Below are 17,544 nucleotides of genomic sequence, written 5' to 3' on the forward strand. Positions count from 1 at the left end.
TCGGTCCAGTGCTTTTATGAAGGATGGCGAAGTATACCCGAGCGTCTTCGCGGGGGGATCGCTATAATCGGCGGCTTTTGTTCATGAGTGCGGGGTGAAGGATGCGCAATCGACTGTTGGCTGCGGAGAAGGTGAAGGCCATCGATTGGCGGGATGGCGCCCTGTACCTGCTGGATCAGCGCATTTTGCCATTCGAAGAAACCTGGATTGCCTACACCAGTGCCGTGGGTGTGGCTGAGGCTATTCGCTCGATGGTGGTGCGTGGTGCTCCGGCAATCGGCATCAGTGCCGCCTATGGCGTGGTGTTGGCGGCACGTGCCCGGTTCGCTGCGGGCGGTGACTGGCAGGCGGCGCTGGAAGAAGACTTTGCCTTGCTCGCGGATTCGCGGCCGACCGCCGTCAACCTGTTTTGGGCATTAGGTCGCATGCGTGAGCGTCTGGAACGGCTCAAGGATCACCCCAATCCATTGGCAGCCCTGGAAGCGGAAGCCTTGGCGATCCATGAAAGTGATCGCGAAGCCAACCTGACCATGGCGCAGCTGGGTGTAGACCTGATCCGCAAGCATCAGGGCAATGCCCAGGCGATTTTGACGCACTGCAATACTGGCGCACTGGCCACTGGCGGCTTTGGTACGGCGCTCGGGGTGATTCGCGGGGCGTTCCTGGAAGGCATGGTCGAACGGGTTTACGCCGACGAAACCCGGCCCTGGCTGCAAGGCTCGCGCTTGACCGCCTGGGAACTGGCGAACGAAGGCATTCCGGTGACCCTGAACGCCGACTCGGCCGCAGCGCACATCATGAAAACCAAAGGCGTGACCTGGGTGATCGTTGGCGCGGACCGAATTACCGCCAACGGCGACGTGGCGAACAAAATTGGCACCTATCAACTGGCGGTCAACGCCATGCACCACGGCGTGCGCTTCATGGTGGTGGCGCCGAGTTCGACCATCGACATGAATCTGGCCAGTGGCGACGACATCCCGATCGAAGAACGTGATGGTCGTGAGTTGCTGGAAGTCGGCGGCAAGCGGGTGGGGGCGGATGTCGATGCCTTTAACCCGGTGTTCGACGTCACGCCGGCTGATCTGATTGACGTCATCGTCACCGAAAAAGGCATCGTCGAGCGGCCGGATACCGCGAAGATGGCGCAGTTGATGTGCCGCAAGCGTCTTCACTAAGGCTGACGTAATTGGCGTAGGAGCTGCCGAAGGCTGCGATCTTTTGGGACTGCCACCGGCATATGCCGGGAAAGATCAAAAGATCGCAGCCTGCGGCAGCTCCTACAGATCGTGTTCAGTTCAATAAAAGATCAGTGATTGCCTGCTGATCGCAGCTCTAAGCCTCTCTCGTCGCCTTTGCGCCTGTCACCGGTCAACTAACTATGCTCCATGCGCATCTGGGGGATAGGTGCGTGGCGGCTCTTGTGATAACATCCGGCGGTTTCCAAGGTAGCCCGATGTGGCTGCCTTTACTGCGCAGATCCATGGCATAACTCGTTGATTTGTCGTAAGTCGGTGCTGGCACTCAGCCTGCAGCGGCGAGCTTCGTTCGTCCCATATGGATGTGACGAAGTTTCACCAGAAAAAGGAATCAGGCTTCTCATGGGCGAACTGGCCAAAGAAATCCTCCCGGTCAATATCGAAGACGAGCTGAAACAGTCCTACCTCGACTACGCGATGAGCGTAATTGTCGGGCGGGCACTGCCTGATGCGCGCGATGGCTTGAAGCCCGTGCATCGGCGTGTGCTGTTCGCGATGAGCGAACTGGGTAACGACTTCAACAAGCCGTACAAGAAATCTGCCCGTGTTGTCGGTGACGTGATCGGTAAGTATCACCCGCACGGTGATACCGCGGTGTACGACACCATCGTTCGTATGGCGCAGCCATTCTCGCTGCGTTACCTGCTGGTAGACGGTCAGGGCAACTTCGGTTCGGTCGACGGCGACAACGCTGCGGCAATGCGATACACCGAAGTGCGCATGACCAAGCTGGCGCACGAGCTGCTGGCTGACCTGCATAAAGAAACCGTGGACTGGGTGCCGAACTACGACGGCACCGAAATGATCCCGGCGGTCATGCCGACCCGTATTCCCAACCTGCTGGTCAACGGCTCCAGCGGTATCGCCGTGGGCATGGCGACCAACATTCCGCCGCACAACCTCGGTGAAGTCATCGACGGTTGCCTGGCACTCATCGACAACCCCGAGTTGACCATCGATGAGCTGATGCAATACATCCCCGGTCCGGACTTCCCGACCGCCGCGATCATCAACGGTCGCGCCGGCATCATCGAAGCCTACCGTACCGGTCGTGGCCGTATTTACATGCGTGCCCGTTCGATGATTGAAGACATCGACAAGGTCGGTGGCCGTCAGCAGATTGTCATTACCGAGCTTCCTTACCAGCTGAACAAGGCGCGTCTGATCGAGAAGATCGCCGAGCTGGTCAAAGAGAAGAAGCTGGAAGGCATCACCGAACTGCGCGACGAGTCCGACAAAGACGGTATGCGCGTGGTGATCGAGCTGCGTCGCGGCGAAGTGCCTGAGGTGATCCTCAACAACCTCTACGCCCAGACCCAGCTGCAAGCAGTGTTCGGTATCAACATCGTTGCGCTGATCGACGGCCGTCCGCGGATCCTGAACCTCAAGGACCTGCTGGAAGCCTTCGTTCGTCACCGTCGCGAAGTCGTTACCCGCCGTACCGTGTTCGAGCTGCGTAAAGCCCGCGAACGTGGTCACATCCTCGAAGGTCAGGCGGTTGCGCTGTCGAACATCGACCCGGTCATCGCCCTGATCAAGGCTTCGCCAACCCCGTCGGAAGCCAAGGAAGCGCTGATCAGCACGCCTTGGGAGTCCACCGCGGTGGTCGCGATGGTCGAGCGTGCCGGTGCAGATTCCTGCCGTCCGGAAAACCTCGATCCGCAATACGGTCTGCGCGACGGCAAGTACTTCCTGTCGCCAGAACAGGCGCAAGCCATTCTGGAGCTGCGTCTGCACCGTCTGACCGGCCTGGAGCACGAAAAACTGCTGGCCGAGTATCAAGAGATCCTCAACCAGATCGGCGAGCTGATCCGCATCCTCAACAGCGCCACGCGCTTGATGGAAGTGATCCGCGAAGAGCTGGAAGTCATTCGTGCCGAGTACGGCGATGTGCGTCGCACCGAGATTCTGGATGCGCGTCTGGACCTGACTCTGGGTGACATGATCCCGGAAGAAGAGCGCGTCGTGACCATTTCCCACGGTGGCTATGCCAAGACCCAGCCATTGGCTGCGTACCAGGCTCAGCGTCGTGGCGGTAAAGGTAAATCGGCTACCGGCGTCAAGGATGAGGACTACATCGCTCACCTGCTGGTCGCCAACAGCCACACCACGCTGTTGCTGTTCTCCAGCAAGGGCAAGGTTTACTGGCTGAAAACCTACGAAATTCCTGAAGCATCCCGCGCTGCCCGTGGTCGTCCGCTGGTCAACCTGCTGCCGCTGGACGATGGTGAATACATCACCACCATGCTGCCGGTCGAGGAATACACCGAAGGTCACTACATCTTCATGGCTACCGCCAACGGCACCGTGAAGAAGACCCCGCTGGAATCTTTCAGCCGTCAGCGCAGCGTGGGCTTGATCGCGCTGGAGCTGGACGAAGGCGACGTACTGATCAGCGCTGCCATCACCGATGGCGAGCGTGAAGTCATGCTGTTCTCCGATGGCGGCAAGGTGACTCGCTTCAAAGAGTCCGACGTTCGCGCCATGGGCCGTACCGCTCGCGGTGTCCGCGGCATGCGCCTGCCGGAAGGTCAGAAGCTGATTTCCATGCTGATCCCGGAAGAAGGCAGCCAGATCCTCACCGCTTCGGCGCGTGGTTTCGGCAAGCGTACCGCCATCACCGAGTTCCCTGAGTACAAGCGTGGCGGTCAGGGCGTTATCGCCATGGTCAGCAACGAGCGTAACGGCCGTCTGGTCGGTGCAGTCCAGGTGCTCGATGGTGAGGAAATCATGCTGATTTCCGACCAGGGCACCCTGGTGCGTACTCGTGTTGACGAAGTATCCAGTCTGGGTCGTAACACCCAGGGCGTGACCCTGATCAAACTGGCCAGCGATGAAACACTGGTCGGTCTGGAGCGGGTTCAGGAGCCATCGGAAGTCGAAGGCGAAGAGCTGGAAGGCGAAGAAGGCGTTGAGCTGGAAGGCGTCGTGCTCGATGCCGGCACCGAGCCGGACGACACTGTCGAAAGCCAGCAGGCTGACGCAGCTGACGAAGAAGAGCCGCAAGACTAACCAAATCGTAGCAGGGCAGAGTGTTTGCTCTGTCCGCTACCGTGAATGCATAGCGAGAGTGGATGTGAGCAAACGAGCCTATAACTTCTGCGCAGGTCCTGCTGCGCTGCCTGAAGCTGTCCTGTTGCGTGCCCAGTCGGAGTTGCTCGACTGGCATGGCAAGGGCCTCTCGGTCATGGAAATGAGCCATCGCAGCGATGAGTTTGTGTCCATTGCGACCAAGGCCGAGCAGGATCTGCGTGATCTGCTGAATATCCCCTCGAACTATAAAGTGCTGTTTCTGCAAGGCGGCGCCAGCCAGCAATTTGCTCAGATTCCACTGAACCTGTTGCCGGAAAACGGTAAAGCCGACTATATCGACACCGGTATCTGGTCGCAGAAAGCCATTGAAGAAGCGCAGCGCTACGGCCACGTCAACGTTGCCGCTACCGCCAAGCCTTACGACTATTTCGCCATTCCCGGTCAGAACGAATGGAAGCTGTCGCAAGACGCGGCCTACGTGCACTACGCGCCGAACGAAACCATCGGCGGCCTGGAATTCCAGTGGATCCCGGAAGTCGGTGATGTGCCACTGGTTGCTGACATGTCTTCGGACATTCTCTCGCGCCCCGTGGACGTCTCGCGTTTCGGCATGATCTACGCCGGCGCCCAGAAAAACATCGGCCCGAGCGGCATCGTCGTCAACATCGTGCGTGAAGACCTGCTGGGTCGCGCCCGTTCGTTCTGCCCGACCATGCTCGACTACAAGGTCGCAGCCGACAACGGCTCGATGTACAACACCCCGCCAACACTGGCCTGGTACTTGTCCGGTCTTGTGTTCGAATGGCTGAAAGAGCAGGGTGGTGTTGAGGCCATTGGCAAGCTCAATGAAGTCAAGCAGCGCACGCTGTACAGCTTCATCGATGCTAGCGGCTTGTACAGCAACCCGATCAACAAGGCTGACCGCTCGTGGATGAACGTGCCGTTCCGTCTGGCTGACGATCGCCTCGACAAGCCGTTCCTGGTCGGTGCCGAGGCGCGCGGTCTGCTGAACCTCAAGGGTCACCGTTCGGTAGGCGGCATGCGTGCCTCTATCTACAACGCCGTCGACATCAACGCAATCAATGCGCTGGTTTCGTACATGGCAGAGTTCGAGAAGGAACACGGCTAATGTCTGAGCAAGAACTCAAGGCACTGCGCCTGCGCATTGATGCCCTGGACGAAAAAGTCCTGGAGCTGATCAGTGAGCGTGCGCGCTGCGCCCAGGAAGTCGCGCGAGTAAAGATGGCCTCGCTGGCCGAAGGCGAAGTGCCGGTGTTCTATCGTCCTGAGCGTGAAGCCCAGGTGCTCAAGCGCGTAATGGAGCGTAACCAGGGGCCGTTGGGCAACGAAGAGATGGCGCGGTTGTTCCGTGAAATCATGTCGTCGTGCCTGGCGCTCGAGCAGCCGCTGAAAGTGGCCTACCTCGGCCCTGAAGGAACCTTCACTCAAGCGGCGGCCATGAAGCACTTCGGTCACGCAGTGATCAGCAAGCCAATGGCGGCGATCGACGAAGTGTTCCGTGAAGTGGCCGCGGGTGCGGTGAACTTTGGCGTGGTGCCTGTGGAAAACTCCACTGAAGGCGCGGTCAACCACACCCTCGACAGCTTCCTCGAACACGACATGGTTATCTGTGGCGAAGTCGAGCTGCGCATTCACCACCACTTGCTGGTGGGTGAAAACACCAAGACTGACAGCATCAGCCGTATTTACTCCCATGCCCAGTCCCTGGCGCAGTGCCGTAAGTGGCTGGATGCTCACTACCCGAACGTCGAGCGCGTGGCGGTATCGAGCAATGCCGAAGCGGCCAAGCGGGTCAAGGGTGAGTGGAACTCGGCGGCGATTGCCGGCGACATGGCGGCAGGCTTGTACGGTCTGACTCGTCTGGCCGAAAAAATCGAGGATCGCCCGGACAACTCCACGCGATTCCTGATGATCGGCAGCCAGGAAGTGCCACCGACCGGCGACGACAAAACGTCGATCATTGTCTCGATGAGCAACAAGCCCGGCGCGCTTCACGAGTTGCTGGTGCCGTTCCATGACAATGGCATCGACCTGACGCGGATCGAAACCCGTCCGTCGCGCAGCGGTAAGTGGACCTACGTGTTCTTCATTGATTTCGTCGGCCACCACCGCGACCCGCTGATAAAAGGTGTGCTGGAGAAAATCAGTCAGGAAGCAGTGGCACTTAAAGTGTTGGGTTCCTACCCGAAAGCAGTTCTCTAAAGGCGTTAACAATGAGTGGCGACTTCCTCGCTCTGGCACAGCCGGGCGTGCAACAACTTTCGCCTTACGTTCCGGGCAAGCCCGTGGACGAACTGGCCCGCGAGCTGGACATCGATCCGGCAAAAATCGTCAAACTGGCGAGCAACGAAAACCCGCTGGGCGCCAGTCCCAAGGCGCTGGCGGCGATTCGCGAAGAGCTGGCCGAGCTGACCCGCTATCCGGACGGCAACGGTTTTGCGCTGAAAACCCTGCTGGCTGAGCAGTGTCGGGTCGAGCTCGATCAAGTGACGCTGGGCAACGGTTCCAACGACATTCTCGAGCTGGTCGCGCGTGCCTACCTGGCGCCGGGCCTGAATGCGGTGTTCAGTGAGCATGCATTCGCGGTCTACCCAATCGTCACGCAGGCTGTCGGTGCGCAAGCGCGAGTGATCCCCGCCAAAGACTGGGGTCATGACCTGCCGGCCATGCTCGCAGCCATCGACAGCAATACCCGCGTGGTGTTCATCGCCAATCCGAACAACCCGACCGGGACCTGGTTCGGCGCCGAGGCGCTGGATGAGTTCCTGCAGGACGTGCCTGCGCATGTGCTGGTAGTGCTGGATGAGGCGTACATCGAGTACGCCGAAGGTAGCGATCTGCCGGATGGCCTGGATTTCCTTGCGGCATACCCGAATCTGCTGGTTTCCCGGACCTTCTCCAAGGCTTACGGTCTGGCCGCATTGCGCATCGGTTACGGCTTGTCGACCGCGGTGGTTGCCGATGTGTTGAACCGCGTGCGTCAGCCATTCAATGTCAACAGTCTGGCCTTGGCTGCGGCCTGCGCGGCGCTGCAGGACGATGAGTACCTGGCTGAAAGCCGTCGCCTGAACGAGTCCGGCATGCAGCAACTCGAAGCGGGTTTCCGTGAGTTGGGGCTGAGCTGGATTCCTTCCAGGGGCAATTTCATTTGCGTGGATCTGGGGCGTGTTGCGGCGCCGGTATTCCAGGGCTTGCTGCATGAGGGCGTGATCGTGCGCCCGGTGGCCAATTACGGCATGCCGAACCACTTGCGCATCACCATCGGTCTGCCGGCTGAAAACAGTCGCTTCCTCGAGGCGCTGACCAAGGTTCTGGCCCGTGGTTGATGTCATCGACGTGCAACCTGCTGTGCCTATGATCGGTCGCCTGGTGGTGGTCGGTCTGGGGCTGATCGGCGGTTCGTTTGCCAAGGGCCTGCGTGAAAGCGGGTTGTGTCGTGAAGTGGTCGGCGTCGATCTCGATCCGTTATCGCGAAAACTCGCCGGTGAGCTGGGCGTGGTGGATCGTTGCGAAGACGACCTCGCTGTCGCGTGCCGCGGTGCCGACGTGATTCAGTTGGCGGTGCCGATCCTGGCGATGGAGAAGCTGCTGGCGCTGTTGGCTGGCATGGACCTGGGGGCGGCGATTCTGACCGATGTCGGCAGTGCCAAAGGCAATGTGGTGCGCGCAGCGACCGAAGCCTTCGGTGGCATGCCGGCGCGCTTCGTTCCGGGGCATCCGATCGCCGGTTCCGAGCAGAGCGGGGTAGAGGCTTCCAACGCTCAGTTGTTCCGTCGGCACAAAGTGATTCTGACGCCGCTCGATCAAACCGATCCGACTGCCCTGGCGGTCGTTGACCGGCTCTGGCGCGAATTGGGTGCCGATGTCGAGCACATGCAGGTCGAGCGTCACGACGAAGTGTTGGCGGCGACCAGCCATTTGCCGCACCTGCTGGCGTTCGGTTTGGTCGATTCATTGGCCAAACGCAGTGAAAATCTGGAAATCTTCCGTTACGCTGCGGGCGGTTTCCGCGATTTCACGAGAATCGCCGGCAGTGACCCGGTCATGTGGCACGACATCTTCCTCGCCAATCGCGAAGCTGTTCTGCGCACACTCGATACATTTCGCAGCGATCTCGACGCCTTGCGCGACGCGGTCGATGCAGGGGACGGGCACCAACTGTTGGGCGTCTTTACGCGCGCCCGGGTTGCCCGCGAGCATTTCAGTAAAATCCTGGCCCGCCGGGCCTATGTGGACGCTATGAACTCCAACGATCTGATTTTCCTGGCAAATCCTGGTGGCCGCCTGAGTGGGCGGATTCGTGTACCAGGCGACAAGTCGATTTCCCACCGTTCAATCATGCTCGGCTCCCTCGCGGAAGGCGTTACTGAAGTCGAAGGTTTTCTTGAAGGCGAAGATGCCCTGGCGACCTTGCAAGCCTTCCGTGACATGGGCGTCGTGATCGAAGGTCCGCACCATGGTCGCGTGACCATTCATGGTGTCGGCCTGCATGGCTTGAAACCGGCTCCTGGCCCGATTTATCTGGGTAACTCGGGTACTTCGATGCGTCTGCTGTCCGGCTTGCTGGCCGCGCAGAACTTCGACAGCACCCTGACGGGCGATGCATCGCTGTCCAAGCGTCCGATGAATCGTGTGGCCAACCCGCTGCGCGAGATGGGCGCAGTGATCGAGACGGCTGCAGAAGGTCGTCCACCGATGACCATTCGTGGCGGCAACAAGCTCAAGGGCCTGACTTACACCATGCCGATGGCCAGTGCCCAGGTTAAATCCTGCCTGCTGTTGGCAGGGCTGTACGCCGAGGGCAAGACCACCGTCACCGAGCCTGCGCCAACCCGCGACCACACCGAGCGCATGCTGCGTGGCTTCGGTTACCCGGTTACCGTCAACGGCGCCACCGCGTCGGTCGAATCCGGCCACAAGTTGACCGCGACGCACATTGAAGTGCCGGGTGATATCTCCTCGTCAGCATTCTTCCTGGTGGCAGCGTCGATTGCCGAAGGTTCGGAGCTGGTGCTTGAGCATGTGGGGATCAACCCGACCCGTACCGGCGTGATCGATATCCTGCGTCTGATGGGCGCCGATATCACCCTGGAAAACCAGCGTGAAGTCGGCGGCGAGCCGGTGGCTGACTTGCGTGTGCGAGCGGCTAAGCTTAAAGGTATCGAAATTCCTGAAGCGCTGGTTCCGCTGGCTATCGACGAGTTCCCGGTGTTGTTCGTGGCGGCGGCTTGTGCCGAAGGTCGGACGATTCTGCGTGGCGCGGAAGAGTTGCGGGTCAAGGAGTCGGATCGTATCCAGGTGATGGCGGATGGTTTGCTGGCGCTGGGCGTCAAGTGCGAGCCAACCCCGGACGGCATCATCATCGACGGCAGCCAGATTGGCGGCGGCGAAGTGCATGGCCACGGCGATCACCGGATTGCCATGGCGTTCAGCGTTGCGTCGTTGCGTGCCAGCGCGCCGATCCGCATCCATGACTGCGCCAACGTTGCGACCTCCTTCCCGAACTTCCTCGCGTTGTGCGCGCAAGTCGGCATTCGTGTCGCTCAAGAGGCTCAGTCGTGACCAGCCATGCTCCGGTAATCACCATCGATGGGCCGAGCGGTTCGGGCAAGGGCACCATCGCCGGGATCCTCGCCAAGCGCCTGGGCTGGTGCTTGCTGGATTCCGGTGCGTTGTACCGTTTGCTGGCATTCGCTGCGCGCAATCATGGTGTCGACCTGACCAATGAAGAGTCGCTGAAGCTGCTGGCCGCTCATCTCGATGTGCAGTTCATCGGAGCGACCGAAGGTCATCCACAGCGCATCATCCTTGAAGGTGACGATGTCACTGACGATTTGCGCAACGAGCAGGTCGGTGCCTGGGCCTCGCAAGTGGCTGCACTGCCTGCGGTGCGTGACGCTTTGCTGCAGCGCCAGCGGGCATTTCAGGAAGCGCCGGGGCTGGTGGCCGATGGTCGTGACATGGGCACCGTTGTATTTCCCGACGCGCCGCTGAAGATTTTTCTGACCGCCAGCGCCGAGGAACGGGCACGCCGTCGTTATTTGCAGTTGAAGGGCAAAGTCGAGGGTGTTAGTCTGTCGAGTCTGCTAGATGAGATCCGTGTGCGCGATGAGCGCGACACCCAGCGAGCGGTAGCCCCGCTCAAGCCGGCGGTCGACGCCATACAGCTGGATTCCACGGAGTTGTCCATCGAGCAGGTGCTGGAACGCATCATGAGTGAGATCGCCATTCGCGATATCGCCGGGTGACCAAGAAATACCGCAGGGGACCAGTCATAGTCTTGCGGTCTTTCTTTTATATAAACGTAACCCACATCGTCTGGGATGTGGCAGATGGGCGTATTCTTCGCCCTTATCAACAGGAATTAAAATGAGCGAAAGCTTTGCGGAACTCTTTGAAGAAAGCCTAAAAACCCTGAACCTTCAGGCAGGCTCCATCATCACCGGTGTTATCGTTGATATCGATTACCAGGCTCGCTGGGTAACCGTTCACGCTGGCCTGAAGTCTGAAGCACTCATCCCGCTTGAGCAGTTCTACAACGACGCTGGCGAACTGAATATCAACGTCGGTGACGAAGTTCACGTTGCGCTGGATTCGGTTGAAGACGGCTTTGGTGAAACCAAGCTGTCCCGTGAAAAAGCCAAGCGCGCTGAATGCTGGATCGTTCTGGAAGCAGCCTTCGCAGCCGAAGAAGTGGTCAAGGGCGTTATCAACGGTAAGGTTAAAGGCGGCTTCACTGTCGACGTTAACGGCATCCGTGCGTTCCTGCCTGGTTCTCTGGTTGACGTCCGTCCTGTGCGCGACACCACGCACCTGGAAGGCAAAGAGCTGGAATTCAAGGTCATCAAGCTCGACCAGAAACGCAACAACGTTGTCGTTTCCCGTCGTAGCGTCCTCGAAGCCGAGAACTCCGCTGAGCGTGAAGCTCTGCTGGAATCCCTGCAGGAAGGTCAACAAGTCAAAGGTATCGTCAAAAACCTCACCGATTACGGCGCATTCGTCGATCTGGGTGGCGTCGATGGCCTGCTGCACATTACCGACATGGCTTGGAAACGTATCAAGCATCCTTCCGAAATCGTCAACGTTGGCGACGAGATCGATGTCAAGGTTCTGAAGTACGATCGCGAGCGCAATCGTGTTTCCCTGGGCCTCAAGCAACTGGGCGAAGATCCATGGGTTGCTATCAAAGCCCGTTACCCAGAAAGCACTCGCGTTACCGCTCGTGTAACCAACCTGACCGACTACGGCTGCTTCGCTGAGCTGGAAGAAGGCGTTGAAGGTCTGGTACACGTTTCCGAAATGGACTGGACCAACAAGAACATCCACCCTTCGAAAGTCGTACAAGTCGGCGACGAAGTGGAAGTTATGGTTCTGGACATCGACGAAGAGCGTCGTCGTATCTCCCTGGGCATCAAGCAGTGCAAATCTAACCCATGGGAAGATTTCTCTGGCCAGTTCAACAAGGGCGATAAAATCTCCGGCACCATCAAGTCGATCACCGATTTCGGTATCTTCATTGGTCTGGACGGCGGCATCGACGGTCTGGTTCACCTGTCCGACATCTCCTGGAACGAAGTGGGCGAAGAAGCCGTACGTCGCTTCAAGAAGGGCGACGAGCTGGACACCGTTATCCTGTCGGTTGACCCAGAGCGCGAGCGTATCTCCCTGGGTATCAAGCAACTGGAAAGCGATCCGTTCTCCGAGTACGTTCAAGAGAACGACAAAGGCGCAATCGTTAAAGGCATCGTGAAAGAAGTTGACGCTAAAGGCGCCATCATCACTTTGGCTACCGATATCGAAGCTACTCTGAAAGCCTCCGAAATCAGCCGTGACCGCATCGAAGATGCGCGCAACGTTCTGAAAGAAGGCGAAGAAGTTGAAGCCAAGATCATCAGCGTTGACCGCAAGAGCCGCGTAATCCAGCTCTCGATCAAGTCGAAAGACGTTGAAGACGAGAAAGAAGCTATCCAGAGCCTGCGCGACAAGCCAGCTGCTACGGATGCTCCAGTTGACACCACTCTTGGTGCTCTGCTGCGTGCACAAATGGAAAAACAGAACTAAGTTCTGTCAGACCATAGAAAAAGGGCGACTTCGGTCGCCCTTTTTTGTGCCTGAAATTTGAGGTTGCCAGGGCGTAGAGGGAAACAATGCGGGTGTAAGGTGGTCTGTTGTTCAGGTGTATCAATTGTCTACTCGGAGCTAGGCTTTAGCTTGAATCGAGTATTGGTTGGGTGTGATGCCTGGCATAAGGAGGGGAATGAACAAGCTCGTTGTCACATTGGCAGTGCTGGTCTTGGTGGGGTGTACGACAAGCGCCAAAACTCATGTGGTGCGTGGCGTTAGCGGTATTGAGATCGATTGTTCGGGGCTCGGCTCGGGTTGGGACAGGTGTTACAAGTGTGCTGCAAGAGAGTGTGGGGTGGAGGGGTACAGAGTCATTGGCAAGTCCAGTGATGCCAAGGAGGAGGCTGAAGATTATTTTTTTGGGTGGAATCCGGCTGGATACTTCACTCGCACCATGCTGGTCATCTGCAGATGAGGGGAGTGTGGTGTCTAGGCGCGAGACCTCTCGGTGTCATAGATCTTGCGGTGTCTGTGAGGTTGTACGGATAAGTCAATACTTGGGCTGTTCAAATTCCTTCGGGCGTGCTAAAACCTTTGAAGCGCTGATCTAGCTGCTTGAAAAAGAAGGGAAAAATATGACGAAGTCGGAGTTGATCGAACGAATTGTCACCCATCAGGGGCTGCTCTCATCCAAGGATGTCGAGCTGGCCATCAAGACCATGCTTGAACAAATGTCCCAGTGCCTGGCGACCGGTGATCGGATCGAGATCCGTGGCTTTGGCAGCTTCTCGTTGCACTATCGCGCGCCGCGCGTCGGTCGTAACCCAAAGACCGGTCAATCCGTCAGCCTCGACGGAAAATTCGTTCCTCATTTCAAGCCGGGCAAAGAGCTCCGGGATCGGGTGAATGAGGATGAGGAGGAGGGGCTTTGACAGTCGTCATTCAAGGAGCGGTTCATGCGTAACCTCAAGCGCGTACTCCTCGGAGTCTTTGTTTTATTGCTGGTTCTGGCAGTTTTGGCATTCGTGCTGGAGAATCAGCAGTCAGTTTCGCTGCTGTTCCTGGGCTGGGCTGGGCCGCATCTACCGTTATCGGTCGTTATGGTTCTGGCGCTACTGCTAGGAATGATGATTGGCCCGATCCTTGGCTGGTTCAGTCGTAGAGCCAGAACGCTACGCAAGCACCATGTCTGATTGAGACAATGACGGGGTGGACATCGGTTTGTCTTACGGCTTGTCTATATCCATTAGTAAAACCTTCATTAAGCTGTAAAATGCTCCGCCTGTCCGAATGGCGGTACATTCCCCGCTCGGTTCAGGCTGACTCTGTCAGAAGCCTATGCTAAACCGAAGGCTTCTGTATTCATGGATTAGACAGCGCTCGGTGGGCAGCCCTGTCAGCAACTCAAGGGTACGGTTTCGCGTGAAAATTTTAGTAACCGGCGGCGCAGGATTTATTGGCTCGGCAGTCATTCGTCACATCATATCCAATACTGCAAACTCCGTAGTAAACGTGGATAAGCTGACCTATGCTGGCAACCTTGAGTCGTTGGCTGAAGTGGATCAAAGCCCGCGCTATGTGTTCGAGTACGTTGACATCTGCGACCGCGGTCAGGTCGACCGCGTTCTTCATGATCATCAGCCCGATGCCATCATGCACTTGGCCGCTGAGTCTCATGTGGACCGCTCGATTTTCGGCCCATCTGAATTTATCCAGACCAATATTGTCGGTACTTATACCCTGTTAGAGGCTGCACGCCACTATTGGGTTGCCCTGGATGATGTGCGCAAAACCAATTTTCGCTTCCACCATATATCGACCGACGAAGTCTACGGAGACCTCGAAGGTCCGGAAGATCTCTTCACCGAAACCACGCCTTACCAGCCAAGCTCGCCATACTCGGCCAGCAAGGCCAGTTCGGATCATCTGGTCCGTGCCTGGAGCCGCACTTACGGTCTACCAACCCTGGTCACCAACTGCTCTAACAACTACGGCCCGTACCACTTCCCCGAGAAGTTGATCCCACTGATCATTCTCAACGCGCTGGAAGGAAAGCCTCTGCCGGTTTACGGCAAAGGTGATCAGGTTCGTGATTGGCTCTACGTCGAAGACCATGCCCGTGCCCTGTACAAGGTCGTAACTGAAGGTGTCGTCGGTGAGACTTACAACATTGGCGGTCACAACGAAAAGAAAAACATCGAAGTCGTGCATACCCTCTGTACTTTGCTTGATGAGATGTGCCCAGACTCACCGCATCGCCCTCACGCCAACTTGATTACCCATGTTCAAGATCGTCCTGGCCACGATCAGCGCTACGCGATTGATGCCAGTAGAATTCAGCGCGAGTTGGGTTGGCTACCTGAGGAAACCTTCGATACCGGAATACGGAAGACTGTCGAGTGGTACCTTGAAAATACAGAATGGGTTGCTCACGTGAAAAGCGGTAGCTATCAGCAGTGGATTGATAAGAACTACAGTTCCATGTCGGTAAAAAATTGAAACTATTCACGTCATAGAGTGTCCTCCTAAAATTGTTGGTTAGAGCGGAACCTGGGGATAATGTGTGCCGTCCAATTTAAGTAAACCAGGGGCTTGTTAAAAAAGGAGAGGGCTCTCTTTGCGGGTGTTGATGAATCAAGCTATTTTGGCTCTATTTTAAGAGGCTGAATTTACAAAGCATCGTGATCAGCTAGTCTTTGCAAGGTTCGTTTCAGGTGCGTGAAAGGTCTGTATTGATTGCAAACAAGAAAGCTCATGCATCTTGTGAAAGCCTATCGGTTGTTACGCGGAGATAGTGCAATCATTTTTAATGATTTGAGAGGGTTAATGCTTATGCAGAATAATTCAACTACCTCCCCAAGTGCTGCTGAGGTCGACTTGCGGGTGTTGATGTCTGCCCTTTGGCGCCAGCGAGTTGTCATCGTAGCAAGCGTGGTCGTGGTAACAATTTTTGCAACGGCCTATGCATTTTTAAGCACGCCTATATATGAAGCAAAAGCCATTGTTATTCCTCCTACCCAAAATGATATTGCGAATTATAATTACGGTCGAACGTCCGAGAATGAGCTGACCCCTTTTACAGTTAAGGATGTTTACAGTATTTTTTTGCGAAATTTGCAGGCTGAATCACTTCGGCGCGATTTCTTCAATAATGTTTATCTGCCGGCTTTGCCAGAAGTAGAACGAAAAAAAATACAGGGAACGTTGTATGACGACTTTTTAAAGAAGGTTGCAGTTTCTGTTGTAGGAAAAGACTCGCCAGATCGTTACTCGGTGACAGTAGACAGCGAACAACCTGAGCAAGCAGTGGCATGGATTAATGAGTACATTAATCGGGCCAGTGAACTGGCAAAAAAAGAAATGATTAAAGATATCTCCGGTGAATCCGGAGTGCTCGCCAGAAATATTTATCAGCAAATTACATCAGTGCGAGAAGTCGGGCTTAAAGTGCGTGAAGACACAATAACCAGGTTGCGCGAAGCGTTGGTCGTAGCAGAGGCTATTGGCCTGGAAAGCCCACCGATCATCAGCGGTAATTCGGCAGAAGAAGTTGCCGGCAGTCTTGAAGGGTTGCCTATTTATATGCGTGGTGCCAAGGCCTTAAAGGCTGAAATTTCTAATCTTGAAAATCGAAAATCGGAAGATCCGTTTATAAATAGGCTGCGAGTCTTGCAGGCTAAATATAACTTCTATACTGGACTTGAAGCGAATATCTTGAACGTTGCTGTGTTTCGAGTGGATGGTGTAGTTGAACGTCCTGATCATCCTGTGAAACCGCAGAAGGCACTTACGTTGTTGTTGGGGTTGGTGTTGGGTCTGGCATTGGGCGTAGTCATTGCGCTGATTCGTATTTTTTTTGCAAGTCAAGGGAAAGAATCTCAAGACGTTCAGCGTCAGTAAAGTGGTTGGCGCCAATTCAAAATCTGAAGTGACTATTTCCAGTCAATCGAGGTCTTTTCAGTGCAGTGTTCTGACGGAAGTAGTGTCTGGGCTAAAGTGTGAGGAGGCAAGGTTGCTTCAGATATTCTGGTTATAGAGTAAATGCATTAGGTTTTTCGGGTTGAGGTTCCGGCTCTATTGGTGATCACCGTTAATGGTATGGACTGTTCACACTGAGTTCCGTACCTCTCCTGCAGTAAAATGTCGATGGTAGGGTCTGCTCGATTTTAGCGAGGCTAAGCGTAAACATCGATTACAAACAGATGTACAATTGCTTCGGTGCAGCCGTTTGCTGAACTGAGAGTAGTTGAGTAAAAAAACTTAGATTTGGGCATAAGGATACAACATGAAGGGCATCATTTTGGCTGGTGGTTCAGGGACCCGGTTATATCCAATTACCAAGGGGGTCTCGAAGCAACTGTTGCCGGTCTACGATAAACCGATGATTTTTTACCCACTTTCAGTGCTGATGTTAGCAGGAATTCGCGAAATTCTGATCATTACCACTGCTGAGGACGTTAGTGGGTTCAAGCGGTTGCTCGGTGACGGTAGCCAAATTGGTGTCGCGTTGAATTATGCTATTCAGGAAAATCCGGATGGCTTGGCGCAAGCATTTCTCATTGGCGAAGAATTTATTGGCAAGGATCGCGTGTGCCTGGTCCTTGGCGATAATATTTTTTATGGTCAGGGTTTCACTCCAATGCTTCGGGCCGCGGTCGATCGTGCGCAGGGGGCTACCGTATTCGGTTATCAGGTCAAGGATCCCGAGCGGTTTGGCGTGGTTCAGTTTGACGAGAACAAGCGCGCAATTACTATTGAAGAGAAGCCGATCAAGCCTAAATCCAATTTTGCGGTCACCGGTCTTTATTTTTATGACAATGATGTCATCGAAATCGCCAAGCAGGTAAAACCTTCCGAACGCGGTGAGCTGGAGATTACCAGCATTAATCAAGCGTACCTGGAGCGTGGTGACTTGCATGTTGAGCTCTTGCGGCGCGGCTTTGCCTGGCTGGATACGGGGACTCACGAAAGCCTTCTGGAAGCTGCTCATTTCGTGGAAACCATTGAAAAGAGACAAGGCTATAAGGTCGCATGTCTAGAAGAAATAGCGTTTAACAATGGATGGTTAACAGCAGATCAGCTGCTACAAATAGGGACTGAATTGAGTAAGAATAGTTATGGTCAATACTTAATCAGTATCGCTAAAGAGTCGAAGATTACCGTATAG

Annotated in this window: 14 protein-coding genes; all 14 read left to right on the forward strand. The window is 55.9% G+C overall.

The annotated features are described in order from the left end of the window. The first annotated feature begins 101 nt into the window (after window positions 1-101). On the forward strand, window positions 102-1,178 hold the full coding sequence (gene mtnA / locus BK659_RS21520) for an S-methyl-5-thioribose-1-phosphate isomerase (protein ID WP_123426951.1): 1,077 nt from the start codon (window positions 102-104) through the stop codon (window positions 1,176-1,178). Window positions 1,179-1,601: 423 nt separating this feature from the next. Next, window positions 1,602-4,271 carry a DNA gyrase subunit A gene (gyrA, locus tag BK659_RS21525; RefSeq protein WP_123426952.1) on the forward strand — a complete coding sequence of 890 codons (2,670 nt, stop codon included), beginning with the start codon at window positions 1,602-1,604 and terminating at the stop codon, window positions 4,269-4,271. A 64-nt stretch (window positions 4,272-4,335) separates the two neighbouring features. Further along, the gene (gene serC / locus BK659_RS21530) at window positions 4,336-5,421 is read left to right on the forward strand and encodes a 3-phosphoserine/phosphohydroxythreonine transaminase (RefSeq protein WP_123426982.1); all 1,086 of its coding nucleotides are present in this window, start codon (window positions 4,336-4,338) and stop codon (window positions 5,419-5,421) included. Continuing rightward, window positions 5,421-6,515, forward strand: a complete 1,095-nt coding sequence (gene pheA / locus BK659_RS21535; RefSeq protein WP_030128742.1) for a prephenate dehydratase — start codon at window positions 5,421-5,423, stop codon at window positions 6,513-6,515. The genes serC and pheA overlap by 1 nt, the downstream gene beginning before the upstream one ends. Before the next feature lie 11 nt (window positions 6,516-6,526). Next, on the forward strand, window positions 6,527-7,639 hold the full coding sequence (gene hisC / locus BK659_RS21540) for a histidinol-phosphate transaminase (RefSeq protein ID WP_123426953.1): 1,113 nt from the start codon (window positions 6,527-6,529) through the stop codon (window positions 7,637-7,639). Window positions 7,640-7,667: 28 nt separating this feature from the next. Next, window positions 7,668-9,875 carry a bifunctional prephenate dehydrogenase/3-phosphoshikimate 1-carboxyvinyltransferase gene (locus BK659_RS21545; protein ID WP_123426983.1) on the forward strand — a complete coding sequence of 736 codons (2,208 nt, stop codon included), beginning with the start codon at window positions 7,668-7,670 and terminating at the stop codon, window positions 9,873-9,875. Beyond that, window positions 9,872-10,561 carry a (d)CMP kinase gene (gene cmk / locus BK659_RS21550; RefSeq protein ID WP_054593462.1) on the forward strand — a complete coding sequence of 230 codons (690 nt, stop codon included), beginning with the start codon at window positions 9,872-9,874 and terminating at the stop codon, window positions 10,559-10,561. Before BK659_RS21545 ends, cmk begins: the two co-directional genes overlap by 4 nt. A gap of 121 nt (window positions 10,562-10,682) precedes the next feature. Next, the gene (gene rpsA / locus BK659_RS21555) at window positions 10,683-12,374 is read left to right on the forward strand and encodes a 30S ribosomal protein S1 (protein ID WP_123426954.1); all 1,692 of its coding nucleotides are present in this window, start codon (window positions 10,683-10,685) and stop codon (window positions 12,372-12,374) included. Between the two features lie 196 nt (window positions 12,375-12,570). After that, window positions 12,571-12,852 carry a hypothetical protein gene (locus tag BK659_RS28090; RefSeq protein WP_123426955.1) on the forward strand — a complete coding sequence of 94 codons (282 nt, stop codon included), beginning with the start codon at window positions 12,571-12,573 and terminating at the stop codon, window positions 12,850-12,852. Between the two features lie 160 nt (window positions 12,853-13,012). Beyond that, entirely contained in the window at window positions 13,013-13,309 is a 297-nt protein-coding gene (gene ihfB, locus BK659_RS21565) for an integration host factor subunit beta (protein WP_003369729.1), read from the forward strand. A gap of 24 nt (window positions 13,310-13,333) precedes the next feature. Then, a complete protein-coding gene (locus tag BK659_RS21570) occupies window positions 13,334-13,570 on the forward strand; it encodes a LapA family protein (RefSeq protein ID WP_123426956.1) in 237 nt (78 codons plus the stop codon). 229 nt (window positions 13,571-13,799) lie between these two features. After that, window positions 13,800-14,876, forward strand: a complete 1,077-nt coding sequence (gene rfbB / locus BK659_RS21575) for a dTDP-glucose 4,6-dehydratase (protein ID WP_123426957.1) — start codon at window positions 13,800-13,802, stop codon at window positions 14,874-14,876. Window positions 14,877-15,131: 255 nt separating this feature from the next. Then, window positions 15,132-16,277 carry a Wzz/FepE/Etk N-terminal domain-containing protein gene (locus BK659_RS21580; RefSeq protein ID WP_259740289.1) on the forward strand — a complete coding sequence of 382 codons (1,146 nt, stop codon included), beginning with the start codon at window positions 15,132-15,134 and terminating at the stop codon, window positions 16,275-16,277. A gap of 385 nt (window positions 16,278-16,662) precedes the next feature. Next, complete coding sequence (gene rfbA / locus BK659_RS21585) at window positions 16,663-17,544, forward strand: glucose-1-phosphate thymidylyltransferase RfbA (protein WP_123426958.1); 882 nt, start codon at window positions 16,663-16,665, stop codon at window positions 17,542-17,544.

Origin of the sequence: Pseudomonas brassicacearum (assembly GCF_003732225.1) — a bacterium.
Taxonomy (GTDB): domain Bacteria; phylum Pseudomonadota; class Gammaproteobacteria; order Pseudomonadales; family Pseudomonadaceae; genus Aquipseudomonas; species Aquipseudomonas brassicacearum_E.